This is a genomic window from Burkholderia lata, assembly GCF_902499335.1.
In the GTDB taxonomy this organism is placed as follows: Bacteria; Pseudomonadota; Gammaproteobacteria; order Burkholderiales; family Burkholderiaceae; genus Burkholderia; species Burkholderia lata_B.
In genome coordinates this window covers 511,991-532,078 of sequence record NZ_CABVQK010000004.1, presented here as the reverse complement: position 1 = coordinate 532,078, position 20,088 = coordinate 511,991, and the positions used below count along the sequence as shown (strand labels likewise).

Sequence of the window (20,088 nt, the reverse complement as noted above, 5' to 3'; positions counted from 1 at the left end):
TCATGGAGCGGGGCGCATGTCTTTGATCGATTTCAAATCCGTGGCGGCGGCCCAGGCCGTCGCGTGGAAATCCACGATCGTTGGCGAGGTGGGGCCGGCCAGGATCAAGGTGCTGCGCATGGATGCGCAGGCTTACGACGCGGAAGTGCATGACTACAACGAGGGGCTGCTGGTGCTCGACGGCCGGATGATGCTCGAGGTCGGGGGCGAGACGGTCGTGGTCGAGGCCGGGCAGATGTACCTCGCGCTTGCCGGCACGCCTCACGCGGTGCTGCCGGGCAGCCACGGCACGCTCGCGATCATCGACGTGTAAGGTTGCGCCGCAGCATGCGGGCGAGCGGCCAGGCCCGGCTGGCTTGGCTCGGCGCGTGTTGGCGCGGGTTGGCGGTCGCCGTTCAAACGCGTGTTACACAGCCCGGGTATTTGTCTGAGCAAATAAAATGAAGGCTGTTTGAAAATCTGTCAAATACCGTGTAAACGCTAGGATCGCGCGGTTTCGGTCGTTTGGAACTCTGCATCCATTTACTTGTGGGTATCGTCCGATCATAGTCTCCACAAACGACGCATCACGATAACGAATCAAGCGTACGGATGGAGACCAATACATGAGACGCCTTTCCGCGGGGCCAGTCGGACTGCCGTTTCCCGTTTTTTCGCTGAATGCAGGCGCGATGCAGATCGCGTACCTGCGTTGTCCTATCGCCGTGTAGCGGCGAACCACTTCCCGTTTCGATCGTTCTCACGGCGCCGTGCCGCATGACGGCGCCGCGGGAGAGCGCTTGCCTGCCGCCGCGGCGTGTGCCGCATTTGCCTGACCGGCATGGCGGCTCGCCCAGCGAGCACTGTCATGCGCCGCGCGTTCGCGCCGCGGCGCGATACCAACCGGCGGGCCATGCAGCCTGTCCGGACGAGACTTGTCGTACCTGAAAAGGAGGGGTTGATGATTTGCATTCCTGAATGGCGGAAGGCGATTCTGTCGTGCGCGGTAGTCGCTTTGCCGTTCGTCGCCGGTTGCGGTGGCGGTGACGATCCGGGGCCGATCAACGTGCCGCAGTGCTCTGGCAGCGCATGCGGGCCGAGCGGCTCTGAAACGACGCCGCCGGTCGTGACGAAGCTGTGTCCGGACGCGCTCGATTACACGACGACGTATACGGGCGGTTCGGGTAGCGGCGAGTACGTGAAGGTGAAGTTCGATACCACGAAGCTCACCTACCAGATGCAGTTCCTCGAATCGTCGGTGCCGACGTCGGCAGGGCAAGTCAACAACACGCGCGCGGGCCTGACGATCAGCGGTGCGTTCCATCATCCGACCACACTCCCGACGGCCGAGCAGAACCGCTGCGCATTCGTGCTCGACAGCGGCGTGACGAGCGACGGCGCGTATTCGGTGACGATCAATCGTGCGGATCCGCCGATGCTGTTCGTCGGCAATGGCGTGGTGGGCGGCGGGATTCCGGGGGCGACGATTGCGTTCGCCGGTATCCCGCTGGCCCCGGGCGTCGCGCTCGGCGTCGTACCGTCGCGCACCTTCGATTTCTATCCGTTCATCGGCTTCACCGACACCGAAACGGACTTCACGAAAGTGGCGGGCAACTACAACGAGATCGGCATCCATCTGTCGCCGATCGGCGGTGATGGTCAGAGCCCGACCGGGACAGTCGGCTGGGAGTCTGACGTCGTCAACTGGAATCAGACATTCAACGCGGACGGCTCGTGCACGATCACGCAGGGCAGCGACTACTCGTGTCAGACGACCGGGACGCCGTGGACGCGGCGCAAGAACGCGGACGGATCGGCAGACAATGTATTCGTGAGCAATCCGGGCACGTCGCCGGGCTATCCGATTGCGGGGCAGGGTTCGACGCTGATCATTGCGCCGAGTCAGGCGAAAGGCATCATGATCGTCGGCAGGCTGAACGGCGTACTTGTGCCGATCGTGATTCGTGTCGGCTACACGCACGTCGATACGGTCAATCTGCTCGCATCGGTCGCCGATGCCGAAGTCGGCATCTCGATGCTTTCGTCGACGAAAGCGATTGCCGCGAACTCCCTGAAGGGGGGATTTATCGGCGCGACCAGTGCATCCGCATGCGGCATCGTGACATCCAGCGGCCAGGGGAACAAGTTGGCGACGGCGGGGCCGAGCTTCAACCCGAACGTGCCGCACCCCGACCTGCCCGGTACCTTCACCAATAACGCCTTCTATTCGGTAGCGGGCAGTTGCAACGACGGTACCGCCGTCTCGACGATGGCTGCGAACTATACGTCCACGCTGTTCCAGGGCAGTACCGCGGCGTTCATCGATCCGCAGACGTCGTCGGTGACCTCGCAGTTCGGGCTCGACTACACGCAGGCGACGCCCGGCAAGATCAAGGTCACGGCCACGCAGAACTTCAACGCGAAGGGCGCGAACGGCAACGTGGCGATCTTCAAGAAGGGCGATACGGGCTGGATCGTGACGGCCGGCAACGTCTACGCGATGATCGTCAACAACAGCCAGGTCAACCCGTTCTTCACGGTCGGCGCATTCGTCCAGTAACCCTGCATTGAACACGTAACACCGGCGGCGCATGCGTCGCCGCCGGCGAATCGAATTTCAAGAGGATTCCTATGAATTTGAAGCAATGGATGGCCGCGGCGTCGCTCGCGCCCGTGCTGGCAGCATGCGGCGGAGACGGCGACCCGCCGCCCGCACCGGTGGTCCGGCTGTGCCCGCAGACGATCGACTACAACACGGTGTTCATCGGCGGGTCGGGGTCGGGCGAGCTTGTGAAGGTGCAGCTCGATACGACGAAGATGACGTACCGGATGACGTACCTCGCGTCGCCGGTGCCGACCACCACGGGCACCGTGCAGCCGACGCGCGACACGGCGCCGGCCAACGTGGTCGACGGCACGCTGGCCGACGAAACGGGGCTGCCGACGGTGAAGCTGAACCAGTGCACGTTCCGGATGCAGAACGCGAGCCTCGACCCGAGCCGGCCCGCGCGGCTGTTCCTCGGCGAAGGCGTGCTGGGCGGTGCGATTCCCGGCGCGACGATCCAGTTCAACGGCGTGATCGGCGTCGGCAAGATTCCGCAGACGACGTTCCCGTACTACCCGTTCATCAGCTTCTCGTCGCTGGAAACCGACCTGACGAAGATCGCCGGCCAGTACAACCAGCTCGGCTATCACCAGGTGCCGTCGCAGAGCTTCCAGCCGGTGGCGCTCGACCAGAAGGTGACGATCAACGCGGACGGCAGCTACGTCGAGACCGACAACTTCGGCAAGAAGAACGGCGGGCAGCCGCTCGCGTCGAGCGCGACCGTGAACCAGCGGTTCACGCTGCGGCCCGATGCGCCGGCATTCCAGTCGCTCAACTACCTGCCGCAGATTCCGCCGACGCTCGCGGCGGTCGATCCGGCGAAGGCCGGCAAGGGGATCCTGATCGTCGGCAAGCTGCGCAACCAGCTCGTGCCGATCTTCATCCGCACCGGCGCTGCCAACGCGGACCTCACGCAAGGCCCGCCGAGCGCGGACGACGAATCGGGCATCTCGTTCCTGAGCCCGCAGACGGCGGTCGCGCTCGGCTCGCAGAACGGCGAGTACACGGGTGTGGATAGCTCGTTCAACTACCGCGCGACCGCGCTCGTCGGCGCGCAGGCCACGCTGCTCGATCCGTTCAATGCGTCGCAGGCCGCGCTCACGCGCGCGCTGAACCTCGACTACACGCAGAAGGTGCCCGGTGTCGTCACGACCGTGCATGCGGATGCGGCGTCGGGGCCGGCGACCGGCAAGTTCGTGTTCACCGGCGGCGTATTCGGGTTCCTCGACATGAACGATACGAGCAACCCGTACTTCACGGTCGGCGCATTCGTGCAGTGACGCACGCCTGGATGGAGACACGGTGGCGCCGCGCGCAGGTGCGCGGCGCCCGGACAGAATGAGGGGAGACTTCATGAAGAAGCTGATTGTCGCGGGTGTCGTCGCAGGCGTGTCGACGCTCGCATCGGCCCAGCAGGCGGGCGACAACGTCGCAACGCTGGGCTGGCTGCACATCATGCCGCAGGATTCGACCAACGGGCTGACGACGAATCTTGCCGGCATGCCGATCAACGGGCCGCTGCGCCTGCCCGGGTCGTTCACGTCGCCGGGCACGAGCCTGACGGTCAACAACGCCGATACCGTCGGCCTCACGCTCACGCACTTCTTCACCGACCACATCGCGGTCACGTCGGTGCTCGGTGTGCCGCCCGAGTTCACGCTGACCGGGCACGGCACGATCCGGCCGCCCGGCCCGGCCGGTGCGCTCGGCAGCGTCAACATGGACGATCCGGCGAACCAGCCGGCGGTGAAGAACGCGCGGCAGTGGAGCCCGACGATCATTCTGCAGTACTACTTCAACTCGCCGACGGCGCGGTTCCGGCCGTTCGTCGGGATCGGCGTGGCGTACAGCTGGTTCAGCAACATCGAACTGAACGGCAACTTCGCCAAGGACATCAACGAGAACCTCGGCAGCGTGCTCGCGGCCGGCGCCGGCAAGCCCGGGGCGACGTCGGTGGAGGGCAAGGCGTCGTCGTCGTTCACGCCGGTCTACAACGTCGGCGCGAGCTATGCGATCGACAAGCACTGGGGCGTAACGGCGACGCTGACCTACATGCCGCTGAAGACCTACTCGTCGCTGGTGATCAAGGCGGCCGACGGCTCGACGCTCGCGACCACGCGCACGAAGTTGAAGGCTGACCCGCTGATCACGTTCGTCGGGATTTCCTACAAGTTCTGAGCCGACCGGTGCGCATGACGCGCACCGGCGGCTTCCTGCGACCGGCTGGCCGGACCCTTCCGGCCGGGAGGTCGCGTTCCTGGCGGCGCGCCGCCATTTGTGAAGAGAGGGGGCAGTTCAAATGAGCATTCGCAAAATCGTATCGCTTGTTGCTGCAGTGGCTTTCACCGCGGTTTCGGCCGCGCCTGCTTTCGCCGTCACCGTTACGCGGGCCGACGGTCAGCCGATGAATCCGAACGGCGAGCCGTTCTCTGCGTCGGGCCTCACGAACCTCAGCAAGGGAGCGATCAGCGCAGGCTGTACCGCGACCTTCAACGGCACGATCACGTCGACCGGCATCGTCAACATCACGTCGACGACGTTCACGGGTGGCCCGACGTGTTCGCTGATCAACGGCAGCGCGAGCAGCACGTCGCCGTGGACGGGGCAGGCTGACAGCACGACGCAGTTGTCGATCAACAACGTGAAGGTGAACGTCACGCTGCTCGGCACCTGCGGGCCGAGCAAGGTCGTGACGACGTGGAGCGATGCGAACTCGTCGCTGGCGTTCAACAACTCTGTGCTGACCCCGGACTGCACGGTGGCTGGCACGGTTCTGACGTCGCCGAAGTTCCACGTGCAGTAAGCGATCGCGGATCGAAGCGGATGCCCGCCGCGCGCGAGGGCCGTGCGGTATGTGCGGCGGGTATTCGCGGTTTCGATGGGTTCGTGCCGTCGCGTGTATCGGCGCGGCGGCCGGATTCATTCGGCAGAGCGGTCGCGTTTCTCGTGTAAGGCCGCCACATATCAAGAGAGAGGGCCGTACAGATGAAAATTCGTCAGATTGCATCGCTTGTTGCTGCAGTGGTGTTCACTGCGATTTCGGCCGCGCCTGCATTTGCGGTGACCGTTTTGCGCGCGGATGGGCAGCCGATGAATCCGAACGGCGAGCCGTTTTCGGCGTCAGGACTCGCGACGCTCCAGAAGGGGGCGGTCAGTCCGATCAGCTGTACGGCGACATTCAACGGCACTGTCACGTCGACTGGCATCGTCAACATCACGTCGACCCAGTTCACCGGTGGTGCCTTGTGCGGGTTGATCACAGGTAGTGCGTCCAGTGCGACGCCGTGGACGGGGCAAGTGGACAGCACGACGCAAGTGTCGATCAACAACGTGAAGTTGAATGTGACCTTGCTCGGCACATGCGGGCCGAGCAAGGTCACGGCGGCGTGGAGCAATATGGACTCGACGGCGACGTTCAACAACGCCGTGCTTACGCCGGATTGCACGGTGAACGGCAGGGTCATGACGTCGCCGAGGTTCTACGTTCAGTAGGTGTCGCAGATCGAAGCGGGGTGCTCGCTGCGCATGAAGACGGCGCGGGATGTACGTGGATTTCTGCTTCTTCGACGTTTTCGAGCCGTCGCCCGCATCAGCGTGACGACAGGCCGACCACACGTGTCGCGATCCGACGCGCGTGGTCTTGCGGGTCGGCACGGCATACCGCGCCATCCGATCCGACTGAATTACCACTATTCCAATTGGCCAGAACTATCCCGGAAGACCCATGCTTACCGATCCAGCAAAGTATGGAGATGCCCGCGGCGCGACGCCTGACCGGCTGCGCACGGCCGCGTGGCTGCAGTACCTGATCGAAAGACTCGACGCTGCCGCTTGCGCGGCGGAGGCGGGTGACGCCGACGACACGACCGTCATGGCGTCACACGCGATACGCATGCGGGCTGGCGCGAACCTGTCCCCAGAAGCGACAGCAATTCTTCACCGGCTCGCACCGTGGATCGCGTCGGACGCCGGCGTCTGCGCCTGCGACCTGACCGACCCGCGCGGTGCATGCTCGCATGTGCCTTCGATACAGCAACTCGACGAAGCCGAACACAGCTGCCCCGGTTCGCGCACTGTGTTCGACACTGCGTACGGCGTGATCGATGCATGCGCATTCGACGATCCCGATGTCGGCTGGGCCGCGCTCGAGCGGATTGCCGGTGGTGTCGAATGCAGCGGGGACGATGCCGACGAACGCACCGAACATGAAAATGGCGCGCAGGACGACACGCCGCCTGCGAAGAACCTGAGAGACAGGCTGGCCGTCGTTGCTGCGGCGAGTGGAGAAACGTCGGTGATGCCCGGCGCCGTCATCGATGCGATCGTGCTGCGCTTGTGCGGGCCGCGCGACGATGCATCGCGCATCGACGAGATGGCTGCGCTCGTGACGTTCTCGGCCGTACTCGCCGCCGGCGACGGGACCTCCGTTGCCGCGTATGGCAGTCAGCACAACCTCGTTGCGCGGGCGATCCGCACGCATCGTGCCGATCTCGCGTCGGTGGACGGGCTGCTCGCGGCGTTATCCGTGTGCAGGCTGGATCAACTCGTCGGCGCGGGCAGTTTCTGGGCCTACTACCTGCTGGCGGGCATCGTGATCGCAGCACCGGACGCCGTGCGGGAAGTCGGTCGCCGCTTTCATGGTGACGAGTGGCAGGCGTGGCTCGATCACGTGCTCGCGTGGCCGGCGGTCAGCCGCTTCGGGCAGAAGGAGGACGTCGCGTTCGAACGCCTGCAAGGCGCGATGAGCCTGACGTCGCGATGGAATCCGATCGTTCGCGGGAAGCGGATGCGCAAGCGGGGTGGTGTAACGCCCTGATACGGGGAGCACGTGGGACAAGGCTGACTGACGCGTCGCCTTTGCCGAATCAACACGTAAGAATTCCAAACGAATCCGGCACGAGCGTCCTGGCTCGAGCCGAAATGCCGGGCCCCGTTCGCACGCGCGAACGGGCGTCAGGCGGCGACGCGCTCGGCGTCCACACGGGCTGCGCGCCGCGCCGTCCACGCCATCTATCTTTCCTTCCTGACCGCCCGCGTATCCCCCCGATCCAGGCACCATTGACCGAACGCAGTATGATTCCGCAGACGTTGCCGGCGATCGCTTCGATATAACCGCTCGCCCGCACCGCCAAAGATCTGCCAAGCTTGTTGTAAGCCGGACGCAAACAGCCGCCGCGTGAGAGCGCCGCTGCGAACCCGCATCCGGACCACCTTCATCGAAACGGTCAGTCAGATGTCAAAGCAAAACAAGAAGATCCTCCTCCTGAGCGTCAGCGCCGGCGCCGGCCATACCCGCGCGGCCGAAGCGATCCGCGCGTTCGCCGACCACCATCCGGCCGGCATCGACGCCACCCACCTCGACGTGATGGATTTCGTGTCCACCGGCTTCCGCAAGCTGTACACCGATCTCTATATCAAGCTCGTCAGCAGCCAGCCGGCGCTGTGGGGCTACCTGTACCAGAAGACCGACGAAGTCGATCCCGCCGCGCCGTCGCAGAAGGTCCGACGCGCGATCGAGCGGCTCAATTGCCGGGCACTGCTCGCGGAGATCGAACGGCAGCGCCCGGACGCGATCATCTGCACGCACTTCCTGCCCGCCGAACTGCTGTCGCGCGAGATCCGCAAGGGGCGCGTCGACACGCCGGTGTGGGTGCAGGTCACCGATTTCGACCTGCACAGCATGTGGGTCGTGCCGAACATGCGCGGCTATTTCGCGGCCAACGACGAGATCGCGTGGCGCATGCATGCGCGCGGCATGGCGCCCGACACGGTGCACGTCAGCGGCATCCCGATCATGCCGGCGTTCGGCCAGCCGCTCGATCGCGCGGCCTGCGCGGCCGAATTCGGCCTCGATCCCGCGCGCCCGACGTTCCTGATGATGTCCGGCGGCGCGGGCCTCGGCGGGCTCGACGTGCTGGCCGCGCGCCTGCTTGAGATGGATGCCGACTTCCAGCTGATCGCGCTGGCCGGCAAGAACAAGGCGATGCTGGCGTCGTTGCAGGAACTCGCCGCGCAGCATCCGGGCCGGCTGTTTCCGCAGGGCTTCACGCAGCAGGTCGAACGCCTGATGGCCTGCGCCGATCTCGTCATCACGAAGCCGGGCGGCCTGACGACGTCCGAATGTCTCGCGATGCAGTTGCCGATGATCGTCAACTCGCCGATTCCGGGCCAGGAAGAGCGCAATGCGGATTTCCTGCTCGAACAGGGTGTCGCGCTGAAGGCGATCGACGACGATGCGCTCGTCTACCGGATCCGCGCGTTGCTGCACGCGCCGGAGCGTCTCGCCGACATGCGTCGCCGTCTCGTGCCGCTCGGGCGGCCGCTCGCCGGCCGCTTCGTGCTCGATCGCGTGCTGGGCCTGGAGCCGGCTGCATGAGCGTCGCGCGTTTTGTGCCGACGCGACATACGGTGTTCGTCGTCGCGTGGGTCGTGTTGCTCGCGTACTTCTTCGCGAACGTGGAAATCCAGATCGAAGGCAGCGCGGGCTGGGCCGCCAACCTGCCGACGTGGCGCGTCGAGCATCACTGGCTGCTCGACATCTTCTGGGGCGGGCGGCCGATGACGGGCTACCACGCATGGGTGTTCCCGTTCGTCGCGCTGTTCTTTCACCTGCCGGCCGTGTTCAACGGCCGGTGGTCGTGGCGCATCGAAGCCCGCATCATCGCGTGCATCATGGTGTTCTGGCTGACCGAGGATTTCCTGTGGTTCGTGCTGAATCCGGCTTACGGCCTGGCCCGCTTCAATCCGGCCAACGTGCCGTGGCACATCCACTGGCTGGGCATCGCCCCGACCGACTACTGGACGATGAGCGCCGCCGCGATCGTGCTGTTCATTGTTTCCCGCGAGCGCAAGCGCGCGTTTTATTGATCCCGGACCCGACATGAAAATCGCCGTCATTGCCGCGATCGCCGTCACGCTTGCCGGGCTCGTGCAGCCGGCTCACGCGGACCCGGCCTCCGAGGTGCCCGCCCGGCCGATCAAATGGGCGCAGAGCGTGACCGATGCGCATGTGAACAACCTGCATCGCATCACGCCGACGCTGTATCGCAGCGCCCAGTTGTCGCGCTCGGACGTGCCGGAACTGCAGAAGCTCGGCATTCGCAAGGTCATCAGCTTCCGTTCGTTTCACGCGGACGACACCATTCTGGCCGGCACGCAGATCAAGATGCAGCGTATCCGGATCAACACGTGGGACATCCGCGACGAAGACATGGTTACCGCGCTGAAGGCGCTGCGCACGGCCGACCAGGACGGCCCGGTGCTGATCCACTGCCAGCACGGTGCCGATCGCACGGGCCTCGTGTCGGCGCTGTACCGGATGGTGTACCAGGGCTGGACGCGCGAGCAGGCGCTCGATGAACTGCAGCACGGCGGCTACGGGTTCCATCCGATCTGGCAGAACATCACGAACTACCTGAAGCATGTGGACGTCGAGCGTTTGAAGCGAGAAGTGAACAGCGGCTGACGAACACATGCAAAACGCCGCCGACAATCACTGTCGGCGGCGTTTCGTCAGTACGCTGATGCGCGGGCAGCACGCCCGCCGTCGTCAGACCGTTTCCGGCTGTCGCACAGCCTTCGCGATGTTGCGCGCCATCGCCCCGTTCGCGACGAAGTAGGGCACGTCCACGCGCGCAAGCGGCTTGCGCCCGCGAATCTTGTCCGCGATCTTCTCGGCGATCATGATCGTCGGCGCGTTGAGGTTGCCGGTCGTGATGATCGGCATGATCGACGCATCGACGACGCGCAGCCCCTCGAGCCCGTGCACGCGGCCTTCTTCATCGACCACGGCCATGTCGTCGTAACCCATCTTGCACGAGCACGACGGATGGAACGCGGTCTCCGCGCGGGCTCGCACGAACGCATCGAGTTCCTTGTCGGACTTGCAGTCGGCGCCCGGATTCAGCTCGCGGCCGCGATAGCGGTCGAGCGCGGGTTGCCGCATGATCTCGCGCGTCGCGCGGATCGCGTCGCGGAACTCGCGCCAGTCGAGCGCTTCGGCCATGTAGTTGAACAGGATGCTCGGGTGCTGGTTCGGATCGCGCGAGCGCAGCTTCACGCGGCCGCGGCTCGGCGAGCGCATCGAGCCGACGTGCGCCTGGAAGCCATGCATTTCGATCGCGTTCGAGCCGTTGTAGTTGATCGCCACCGGCAGGAAGTGATACTGGATGTTCGGCCACAGATCGTCGTCGCGCGTGCGGATGAAGCCGCCCGCCTCGAAGTGGTTGCTCGCGCCGAGGCCGGTGCCGTTCAGCATCCATTCGAGGCCGATCTTCGGCTGGTTCCACCACTTGAGCGCCGGGTACAGCGAGACCGGCTCCTTGCACTCGTACTGGATGTACATTTCCAGGTGATCCTGCAGGTTCTGGCCGACGCCGGGCAGGTCGAGCACGACGGGAATGTCGAGTTCCTTCAGCCACGCGCCGGGGCCGACACCCGAGCGCTGCAGCAGTTGCGGCGACGCGATCGCGCCGCTGCACACGAGCACCTCGCGGCGCGCATGCGCGGTCGCGCGTTCGCTGCCGCGCAGGTACGTGACGCCCGATGCGCGCTTGCCGTCGAACAGGATGCGGTCGGCGAGCGCGTGCGTGACGATCTCGAGGTTCGGCCGCACCTTCGCCTGGTCGAGGTAGCCGCGTGCGGTACTGGCACGGCGGCCCTTCGGCGTGACGGTGCGGTCCATCGGGCCGAAGCCTTCCTGCTGATAGCCGTTCAGGTCGTCGGTGCGCGGATAGCCGGCCTGCACGCCCGCGTCGACCATTGCCTCGAACAGCGGGTTCACGCCCGGCTTGCTGGTCGTGACCGACACGGGGCCGCTGCCGCCGTGGTAGTCGTTCGGGCCGACGTCGCGCGTCTCGGCTTTCTTGAAGTACGGCAGGCAGTCGAGGTACGTCCAGTTCTCGAGGCCCTGGTGCGTCGACCAGTTGTCGTAGTCGAGCGCGTTGCCGCGGATGTAGCACATCCCGTTGATCAGCGACGAGCCGCCGAGCCCCTTGCCGCGGCCGCATTCCATCCGGCGGTTGTCCATGTGCGGCTCGGGGTCGGTCTCATACGCCCAGTTGTAGCGGCGGCCCTGCAGCGGGTAGGCGAGGGCGGCCGGCATCTGCGTGCGGAAGTCGAAGCGGTAGTCGGGGCCACCCGCTTCGAGCAGCAGCACCGTCACGTCCGGATCTTCCGTCAGGCGCGTTGCGAGCACGTTGCCCGCGGAACCGGCGCCGCAGATGATGTAGTCGTATTCGCGTGTCGTCATGACGGTCAATCTCCTTTCGTGATTCTTAAAACACCGGGTTGTAGCGGCCGAGCTCGACCTGCACCGACTTGATTCGAGTGTAGTGCTCGAGCGTCGTGATGCCGTTCTCGCGTCCGACACCGGATTGCTTGTATCCGCCAACCGGCATCTCGGCCGGCGATTCGCCCCACGTGTTGATCCAGCAGATGCCGGCTTCGAGGCGATGGATCGTGCGGTGCGCGCGCGACAGGTTCTCGGTCACGACGCCGGCCGCGAGGCCGTAGTGCGTGTCGTTCGCGCGGGCGATCACTTCGTCCTCCGATTCGAAATCGAGGATGCTCATCACCGGCCCGAAGATTTCCTCGCGGACGATCTTCATGTCGTCGCGGCAATCGCCGAACACGGTCGGCGCGACGTACTGGCCGCCGCCGAAGTGCCCGTCGGTCAGGCGCGTGCCGCCCGCAAGCAGCTTCGCGCCTTCCGCCTTGCCGCTCTCGATGAAGCCGAGCACCTTGTCGAGCTGCGCGGCCGACACGAGCGGGCCGAAGTTGGTGTCGGCATCGGTCGGCTTGCCGACGCGGATGCGCTTCACGCGTTCGAGCACCTTTTGCGTGAACGCATCCTTGATCGAGCGGTGCACGAACACGCGCGTGCCGTTCGTGCAGACCTGGCCCGAGCTGAAGAAGTTGGCGGTCACCGCGATATCGGCCGCGCGGTCGAGATCCGCATCGTCGAACACGATCAGCGGCGACTTGCCGCCGAGCTCCATCGTCACTTCCTTCAGCGACGAAGCGCCGGCCAGCGACATTACCTTCTTGCCTGTCTCGACGCCGCCCGTGAACGACACCTTCGCGATGTCCGGGTGGCCCGTCAGCAGCGCGCCGACCGAGCCGTCGCCCTGCACGACGTTGAACACGCCGGCCGGCACGCCGGCTTCCGTATAGATTTCCGCGAGCTTCAGCGCGGTGAGCGGCGTGACTTCGCTCGGCTTGAACACCATCGCGTTGCCGGCCGCGAGCGCGGGTGCCGTCTTCCAGCACGCGATCTGGATCGGGTAGTTCCATGCGCCGATGCCCGCGCACACGCCGAGCGGTTCGCGGCGCGTGTAGACGAACGATTCGGCGCGCAGCGGCACCTGCAGGCCTTCGATCGCGGTGGCGAGGCCCGCGTAGTACTCGATCACGTCCGCGCCGGTGACGATGTCGACCGCGAGTGTCTCGGCGATCGGCTTACCCGTGTCGCGCGTTTCCAGCGCCGCGAGCTCGTCGTTGCGCTCGCGCAGCAGGTCGACCGCGCGGCGCAGGATGCGCGAGCGCTGCATTGCGGTCATCGCGGCCCATTCACGCTGGCCTTCCTGTGCGGACGCGACTGCACGATCGACGTCGGCCGCGCTCGCCTGCTGCACCTGCGCGAGCAGTTCGCCGGTGGCGGGATCGAAGGTGTCGAAAGTCTTGCCGCTCGTGGCGTCGACGTAACCGCCACCGATGTAGAGGCGCTGCAAACCGAATACGGACATGAGGATCTCCTTGAGGGCGACTGCGTGACGCGTCAGTCGGACGCGAGCAGCAGGTCGATGTAATCGTGGGCGAGCTTCAATGCAGCCCGGGTGTCGATCGGGCCGCCGGCGAGTGCGCCGCGCAGCCACAGGCCGTCGATCAGCGCGGCGAGGCCGCTGGCGGCTTCGCGCGCTTGCGTGCGCGGCAACGCCTTCGCGAATTCGGCGCACAGGTTCGAATGGAGGCGCCGCGTGTTGACGTGCTGCAGGCGCTTGAGCATCGGGTCGTGCATGCTCTGCGACCAGAACGCGAGCCACGTCTTCATCACGGGCGCGCTGACCTGCGTGTCGTCGAAGTTCGCGGCGACGATGGCGCGCAGCCGCGAACGCGGATCCTTGCGTGCCGCCGTGCGGCGGCGCGTGGTGGCCGACCACAGGTCGCGCAGCACGTGCCGCATCGTCGCTTCGAGCAGGCCGTCCTTGTCGCCGAAGTAGTGGCTGACGATGCCCGTCGAGATGTTCGCGCGTTGCGCGACCGATGCGAGCGTCGTGCCGGGCAGGCCCGCTTCGTCGATCGAACGCAGCGTGGCGTCGATCAACTGTGCGCGGCGAATCTCCCGCATTCCGACTTTCGGCATCGCGACTCCTTTCGCCCGGACGGGCCGTCCATGGAAGTCGAGAGCTTAGCGGTTTTTTATTGATCGTTCAATCAACAAAAAATCGGGGTCTGACGGTGGCGATGCGGGGCCGTCGGGCGAGACGGGCACCCGATCGCGCGTTGTGCAGGTGCGGAAAAATAATTGAAAGATGATTAAAAAAGCTGGAGTTTGTTTAAAACGCTTTCTGAAGCGGGTGATCAATCCGGTTAATCGTTGCAGGTGCCGAAGCGATTACGGAATGAAAGAGTTTTGAGCTGTGTGATATTCGATGAAACACGGAAGTCGGCCTGCAAAACGCCGTCACGATTCATTCACGAAAATCCGTTTGAAATAGACGAATTAAACGGATCAACGTGTTGATTTTAAACGGATGTTTATCGGATTGCCGGGTGTTGGTTGCCGTGCCGCAAACGATTGCGATCGCCCTCGAAAGCATTGCGCATACCATAAAAAATGACGAAATAATTTGAAACTGAAGCATTTCCTAACAGAGTAGAGGGTATCGTTGGAATGACTTGAGTCAGTAATATTGTCCGTATTAGTATGGCGCCGCACTAAGAGGAATGAATCGATACCGCCGGTATTGCCGCGGTGCATTGGCCAACAGCGCGATTCGGATTGCGCGCCAAAACCGGCGCAGTCATTGCGCACCTGCAGCATGCCGCGACGTCGAGACGCCGCATCCACCGGAGAACGACGATGCTGACCGAAAAACACGTGGTCCCGCTGCCGAATGGTCTGAAGGTCTACGTCGAACGGAACGTGTTCGACCCGGCGTTCGACACGGCGATGCTCGTCAATGGCGCACTCGCGACGACCGCGTCGTTCGGGCAGACCGTCCAGTATCTCGGCGAGCGGATGAACACGATCTGCTTCGACCTGCCGTACGCGGGGCAGTCGCGCCAGCACAACCCGGGCTGCTACATCCTGACGAAGGACGACGAAGCCGCGATCCTGCAGCACCTGGTCGAGCACTTCGCGCCGGCGTACCTCGTGTCGGTGTCGTGGGGCGGCGTCGCGTCGCTGTTCGCGCTCGCACGCGGCTGCCCGAGCGTGCGGCGCGCGGCGATCTGCTCGTTCTCGCCGTTCCTGAACGATGCGATGGTGGACTACGTGACGCGCGCCCGCGACCACATCTCGGCCGGCGAGAACCTGAAGGCCGCGCAGCTGCTGAACGACACCGTCGGCCGCTACCTGCCGCGCATCATGAAGCTGTACAACTACCGGTATCTCACGCGCCTGCCGCGCGACGAGCAGGACCAGGTCGCGTTCCACGTCGACCAGATCCTGTCGCTGCAGCCCGAGCGCTACTTCAGCGAGTTCTCGAACATCGGCTGCGAGCTGCTGTTCCTGAACGGCGAGCGTGACGAGTACACGACGCCCGCCGACGTGCGCCAGCTCGGCGCGCACGTGCCGCGCGCGCGGTTCGCGACGGTGCCGGATGCCGGCCACTTCCTCGACATCGAAGGCCGTGCGCAGCGCGAATACACGCGTTCGGCGCTGCTCGACTTTTTCTGTGGCGGGTCGTCGCTCGCCGCCGGCATCGCGCTCGCCGCAGCGCAATCGTGCGTGCCCGCATCGATGCACGCGCTGTCGTCGTAACGCCGCACGCCGTGCGTCCGGTGCGCGCGGCGATCCCGAATTCCCATCCCAACGAGGCAGGCCAGCCGTGAATATCGTTCAGACCATCGCCATCGTCGTTCCGTGGGCCGCGTGGCTCGCCTACTGGATCGCCACTTCGCAAGGCGTGAAGACGACCGTGCGCAAGGAAGCGTCGCGCTCGCGCACGCTGCAGTCGATTCCGCTGATCGTCGGCGGCGCGCTGATCATCCTGCCTGATCCGTCGTGGCAAGCGCTCGTGCCGGACTGGCAGCGCTTCGGCCTGCAGGCGCAGTGCGGGCTCGCGGTGCTGGTGGCCGGCCTGCTGTTCTCGGTGTGGGCGCGGCTGCACCTCGGCACGAACTGGAGCGTGTCGGTCACGCTGAAGGAAGACCATGAACTCGTCCGCACGGGGCCGTATGCGCTCGTGCGTCACCCGATCTACACGGGCTGCCTGATCGCGCTCGTCGGTGCCGCGCTGATCGGCGGCGAATGGCGCGGCGCGATCGGCGTGCTGCTCGTGTTCGCGTCGCTCGCGTACAAGGTGCGCGTCGAGGAGAGCTGGCTGACCGGGTATTTCGGGCCGGCGTACGCGCAGTACCGCCGCGAGGTCGCGGCGCTGATTCCCGGCTTCTACTGAACCCCGCGAGGCGCACGATGGCGAAGATGATCGTGACCGCGATCGGCTCGGCGGGCGACGTGCATCCGCTGCTCGGCGTCGCGCGCACGCTCGCGGCGCGCGGTCACGACGTCGTGTTCTGCACGCACGCGCCGTTCGAGGCGGCCGTGCGGCGTTGCGGGTTCGCCTTCGTGCCGATCGGCACCGCGGCCGAATACGAGGCCGCGATGGCGAACCCCGCGCTGTGGGATTCGCGCACGTCGTTCCGCACGCTGTGGCAGGTGATCGCGCCGACGCTGCGCCCGCATTACGACGCGCTGCGTGCGCTGACCGACGGCGATACGGTGCTCGTCGGCACGCTGTGGGCGTTTTCCGCGCGCTTCATGCAGGAACTGCATGGCACGCCGTACGTGTCGGTGCAGGTGTCGCCGTCGACGCTGCTGTCCGCGCATGCGCCGCCGACGCACCCGCGCCTGACGATTCCCGCGCGCTGGCCGCTGCCCGTGAAGGCGGCGCTGATGACGCTGATCGAGCGCCAGGTGCTCGATCGCGCGTGCGGCCCCGCGCTCAACGCGGTGCGCCGCGAGCTCGGGCTCTCGCCCGCGCGGCGCGTGCTGGGCCGCTGGCTGCATTCGACCGACGGCGTGCTGTGCCTGTTCCCCGGCTGGTTCGCGCCGCCGCAGCCGGACTGGCCGTCGAATCACCTGCAAAGCGGCTTTCCGTTGTTCAACGATATTGCGACACCCGATGAAGATGTGGCACTCGATGCGTATCTCGCGGCCGGTGAACCCCCGGTCGTGTTCACGGCCGGTTCGACACGCGTCGATCACGCGGCCTATGCGCGCGCGGTGGCGGACGCGCTGCGCGCGACCGGCGCGCGCGGGATCCTGCTGACGCCGCACGATGCGGCGCCGGACGGCGACCGGCTGCTGGTGCGCCCCTTCGTGCCGATGCGCACGCTGCTGCCGCGCTGCCGCGCGCTCGTGCATCACGGCGGGATCGGCACGGCGGCGCTCGCGTTCGAAGCCGGGATCGCGCAGGTCGTGACACCGTTCGCGCATGACCAGTTCGACAACGCACAACGCGTTGCGGTGAGCGGCTGCGGCGTGCGCGTCGACGGTCCGATCGACGGCGCGCGCCTCGGCGCGGCGCTCGCGCGCGTGCTGGGCGAACCCGCGTTTGCAACGCACGCGGCGCGTACCCGCGCACTGCTTGCGGCCGAGCGGGACGGCTGCGACGCCGCCGCCGATTTCATCGAACGGTATGCACCGGCGCGCAGGCAGGCAGCCGCGCGGCCCGAAGCAGCGGTGGCCGGCGCATGAGCACCGCGTCGCCGCTTCACGACGGGCCCGTCGCGCCGTCCGCGTTCGACGTGCCGGCCCCGGCCCCGGCCCCGGCCCCGGCCGCACAGCCGGTGCGCGGCGTCCGGCTCGCGCTGCTGACGTTCGCGCTGTCGCTCGCGACCTTCATCGAGGTGCTCGACTCGACCGTGACGAACGTCGCGGTGCCGGCGATCTCCGGCAGTCTCGGCGTATCGAACAGCCAGGGCACGTGGGTGATCAGCTCGTATTCGGTCGCGGCCGCGATCGCGGTGCCGCTGACGGGCTGGCTCGCGCGCCGTGTCGGCGAGTTGCGGCTGTTCGTCGGCGCGATCCTGCTGTTCACGCTGACGTCGCTGCTGTGCGGGCTCGCGCGCGACCTGCACGTGCTGGTGATTTGTCGCGCGCTGCAGGGGCTGTTTTCCGGGCCGATGGTGCCGCTGTCGCAGACGATCCTGTTGCGCACGTTCCCGCCGGACAAACGCACGATCGCGCTCGCGCTGTGGGCGATGACGGTGCTGCTCGCGCCGATCTTCGGGCCGGTGGTCGGCGGCTGGATCGTCGATAACTTCTCGTGGCCGTGGATCTTCCTGATCAATTTGCCGATCGGGTTGTTCTCGTTCGCGGTCTGCACCGCGATGCTGCGCCCCGACGCGCAACGCGGCGCGCCCGGCCCGATCGACGTGCCGGGCATCGTGCTGCTCGTGATCGGCGTCGGCTCGCTGCAGGCGATGCTCGATCTCGGCCACGATCGCGGCTGGTTCGGCTCGCCGCTGATCGTCACGCTCGCGGTGGTCGCGGGGCTCTCGATCGTGTCGCTGCTGATCTGGGAGGCGGGCGAAGCGAATCCCGTCGTCGATCTCAGCCTGTTCCGCGATCGCACGTTCTCGTTCTGCGTGCTGATCATCTCGCTCGGGATGATGAGTTTCTCGGTGGTCGGCGTCGTGTTCCCGCTGTGGATGCAGGCCGTGATGGGCTACAACGCGTTTCACGCGGGGCTCGCGACCGCGTCGCTCGGCGTGCTCGCGCTGGTGTTCTCGATCCTCGTCGGGCTGCATGCGCATCGCTTCGACGCGCGCGTGCTCGCGACCTTCGGCTTCCTCGTATTCGCGGCCGTGCTCGCGTGGGATGCGCAATTCACGCTGAAGATGACGTTCGCGCAGATTGCCGCGCCGGGACTGATCCAGGGGATCGGGCTGCCGTGCTTCTTCATCCCGCTGACGGCCGCGACGCTGTCGCGCATTCCGGACGACCGGCTTGCCGCCGCGTCGAGCCTGTCGAACTTCCTGCGCACGCTGTCGGCCGCGTTCGGCACCGCGATGAGCGTGACGCTGTGGGACAACCGCGCGACCTATCACTACGACGTCGTGTCGCAATCCGTCACGCACGCGTCGGCGAACACGCAGCGTTTCGTGCACACGCTGAACGCGATGGGCGTGGACGGCGTGCGCGAGCTGTCGACGCTGCACCAGGTCGTGATGCAGCAGGCCTACATGATGGCGACCAACGACATGTTCTGGATGGCAAGCATGACGTGTCTCGCACTCGCGGCAATGATGTGGCTGACGCGGCCGAAGCGCGGCGCGGCGGCGTCGTTCGGGCATTGAGGAGAGGAACATGACGACACTCGGCGCACTCGTGATCCTGTATCACCCGAGCGATGCGCAGCTCGACGCGCTCGGCGCATGGCGGCACGCGTGCGACGCGCTGCTCGTCGTCGACAACACGCCGCAGCCCGATGCGCGGGCCCGCGAGCTGTGCGCGCGCGAAGGCATCGCGCTGCTGCATCACGGCAATCGCGGCGGGATCGCGGGCGCGTACAACGCGGGGCTTGCGGTGCTGTTTCGCGACCGTATCGATGCCGTCGCGCTGTTCGACCAGGATTCGTCGGTGCCGGCTGCGTATTTCCCCGCGATGCGCGATGTCTGTGCAGGGCTTGCGGGGCGCGCGTTCCTGGCCGGCCCGCGCATCTTCGACGAGAACGCGCGCAGCTTCCTGCCCGAACTGTCGACCAACGGGATCGGGCTGCGCCGCCTGCGCATCGAGCCGGGCGCGCCGCCGCAGCGCTGCGCGTTCCTGATTTCGTCGGGCTGCGTCGTGTCGCGCGACGCGTTCGACCTGCTCGGCCGGTTCGACGAGACGCTGTTCATCGATCACGTCGATACCGAATACAGCTTCCGCGCGCTGTCGCGCAACGTGCCGCTCTATGTCGTGCCGTCGCTGGTGCTGCCGCACCGGATCGGCGCGAAGCAGCGTCACGCGATCGGCCCTTTTGAAATGACGTCGATGAATCACTCGTGGCAACGGCGCTACTACAGCGCACGCAATGCGGTGCAGCTCGGGATGCAATACGGGCTGCGCTTTCCGGTGGCGATCGTGCCGAACCTGCTGACGGTGTGGCAGATCGTGCAGATCGCGCTCGTCGAACGCGACAAGCGCGCGAAGCTCGCCGGCATCCTGTTCGGCGTCGCGGACGGCCTGTTCGGCCGGCTCGGCCCGCTCGAACGCACGCGGCCGCGTCTGGCCGCGCGTGCGCAGCGCGTTCAGCAGGGGTGAGGGGCGCGATGCGGCGTGAGAAACAAGC

Annotated in this window: 18 protein-coding genes; 15 read left to right on the top strand and 3 right to left on the bottom strand. The window is 66.0% G+C overall.

The window, feature by feature from the left end; translation table 11 throughout:
- Positions 1 to 16: 16 nt before the first annotated feature.
- From BCO18175_RS12945 to BCO18175_RS12900, 10 genes are all read left to right on the top strand, one after another.
- Positions 17 to 313, top strand: coding sequence for a cupin domain-containing protein (locus BCO18175_RS12945; protein ID WP_174981230.1), 297 nt, complete (start codon positions 17 to 19; stop codon positions 311 to 313).
- Between the two features lie 627 nt (positions 314 to 940).
- On the top strand, positions 941 to 2,539 hold the full coding sequence (locus BCO18175_RS12940) for a DUF2957 domain-containing protein (protein ID WP_174981227.1): 1,599 nt from the start codon (positions 941 to 943) through the stop codon (positions 2,537 to 2,539).
- 71 nt (positions 2,540 to 2,610) lie between these two features.
- A complete protein-coding gene (locus tag BCO18175_RS12935; protein WP_174981224.1) occupies positions 2,611 to 3,864 on the top strand; it encodes a DUF2957 domain-containing protein in 1,254 nt (417 codons plus the stop codon).
- 73 nt (positions 3,865 to 3,937) lie between these two features.
- A complete protein-coding gene (locus tag BCO18175_RS12930; RefSeq protein WP_174916995.1) occupies positions 3,938 to 4,762 on the top strand; it encodes an OmpW/AlkL family protein in 825 nt (274 codons plus the stop codon).
- A 121-nt stretch (positions 4,763 to 4,883) separates the two neighbouring features.
- On the top strand, positions 4,884 to 5,387 hold the full coding sequence (locus tag BCO18175_RS12925; protein ID WP_174981222.1) for an activator protein: 504 nt from the start codon (positions 4,884 to 4,886) through the stop codon (positions 5,385 to 5,387).
- Between the two features lie 182 nt (positions 5,388 to 5,569).
- Entirely contained in the window at positions 5,570 to 6,076 is a 507-nt protein-coding gene (locus BCO18175_RS12920; protein ID WP_174981220.1) for an activator protein, read from the top strand.
- 232 nt (positions 6,077 to 6,308) lie between these two features.
- Positions 6,309 to 7,400: a hypothetical protein gene (locus BCO18175_RS12915; RefSeq protein WP_174981217.1), complete on the top strand. Its 1,092-nt coding sequence runs from the start codon at positions 6,309 to 6,311 to the stop codon at positions 7,398 to 7,400.
- Positions 7,401 to 7,817: 417 nt separating this feature from the next.
- Positions 7,818 to 8,960, top strand: a complete 1,143-nt coding sequence (locus BCO18175_RS12910) for an MGDG synthase family glycosyltransferase (protein ID WP_174981214.1) — start codon at positions 7,818 to 7,820, stop codon at positions 8,958 to 8,960.
- Positions 8,957 to 9,451, top strand: coding sequence for a hypothetical protein (locus BCO18175_RS12905; protein WP_174916991.1), 495 nt, complete (start codon positions 8,957 to 8,959; stop codon positions 9,449 to 9,451). Before BCO18175_RS12910 ends, BCO18175_RS12905 begins: the two co-directional genes overlap by 4 nt.
- Before the next feature lie 13 nt (positions 9,452 to 9,464).
- Entirely contained in the window at positions 9,465 to 10,049 is a 585-nt protein-coding gene (locus tag BCO18175_RS12900) for a dual specificity protein phosphatase family protein (RefSeq protein WP_174981211.1), read from the top strand.
- A gap of 84 nt (positions 10,050 to 10,133) precedes the next feature.
- On the opposite strand, the gene betA is transcribed toward BCO18175_RS12900, so the two are convergent.
- The 3 genes from betA to betI are packed head-to-tail and all read right to left on the bottom strand — an operon-like array spanning position 10,134 to position 13,946.
- Positions 10,134 to 11,834 carry a choline dehydrogenase gene (betA, locus tag BCO18175_RS12895; protein WP_174981208.1) on the bottom strand — a complete coding sequence of 567 codons (1,701 nt, stop codon included), beginning with the start codon at positions 11,832 to 11,834 and terminating at the stop codon, positions 10,134 to 10,136.
- A 25-nt stretch (positions 11,835 to 11,859) separates the two neighbouring features.
- The gene (gene betB / locus BCO18175_RS12890) at positions 11,860 to 13,329 is read right to left on the bottom strand and encodes a betaine-aldehyde dehydrogenase (protein ID WP_174981203.1); all 1,470 of its coding nucleotides are present in this window, start codon (positions 13,327 to 13,329) and stop codon (positions 11,860 to 11,862) included.
- Between the two features lie 32 nt (positions 13,330 to 13,361).
- Positions 13,362 to 13,946, bottom strand: a complete 585-nt coding sequence (gene betI, locus BCO18175_RS12885) for a transcriptional regulator BetI (protein ID WP_059730775.1) — start codon at positions 13,944 to 13,946, stop codon at positions 13,362 to 13,364.
- A gap of 720 nt (positions 13,947 to 14,666) precedes the next feature.
- Here betI and BCO18175_RS12880 point away from each other — a divergent pair.
- The 5 genes from BCO18175_RS12880 to BCO18175_RS12860 all read left to right on the top strand — a co-directional run bounded on the left by BCO18175_RS12880 (position 14,667) and on the right by BCO18175_RS12860 (position 20,060).
- Positions 14,667 to 15,569, top strand: coding sequence for an alpha/beta fold hydrolase (locus BCO18175_RS12880; protein ID WP_174981201.1), 903 nt, complete (start codon positions 14,667 to 14,669; stop codon positions 15,567 to 15,569).
- A gap of 67 nt (positions 15,570 to 15,636) precedes the next feature.
- On the top strand, positions 15,637 to 16,206 hold the full coding sequence (locus BCO18175_RS12875; RefSeq protein WP_011547084.1) for a methyltransferase family protein: 570 nt from the start codon (positions 15,637 to 15,639) through the stop codon (positions 16,204 to 16,206).
- A gap of 17 nt (positions 16,207 to 16,223) precedes the next feature.
- Positions 16,224 to 17,507: a glycosyltransferase gene (locus BCO18175_RS12870; RefSeq protein WP_174981198.1), complete on the top strand. Its 1,284-nt coding sequence runs from the start codon at positions 16,224 to 16,226 to the stop codon at positions 17,505 to 17,507.
- The gene (locus BCO18175_RS12865) at positions 17,504 to 19,111 is read left to right on the top strand and encodes a DHA2 family efflux MFS transporter permease subunit (RefSeq protein ID WP_174981195.1); all 1,608 of its coding nucleotides are present in this window, start codon (positions 17,504 to 17,506) and stop codon (positions 19,109 to 19,111) included. Before BCO18175_RS12870 ends, BCO18175_RS12865 begins: the two co-directional genes overlap by 4 nt.
- 10 nt (positions 19,112 to 19,121) lie before the next feature.
- A complete protein-coding gene (locus BCO18175_RS12860; RefSeq protein WP_174981192.1) occupies positions 19,122 to 20,060 on the top strand; it encodes a glycosyltransferase family 2 protein in 939 nt (312 codons plus the stop codon).
- The last annotated feature ends 28 nt before the right edge of the window (positions 20,061 to 20,088 follow it).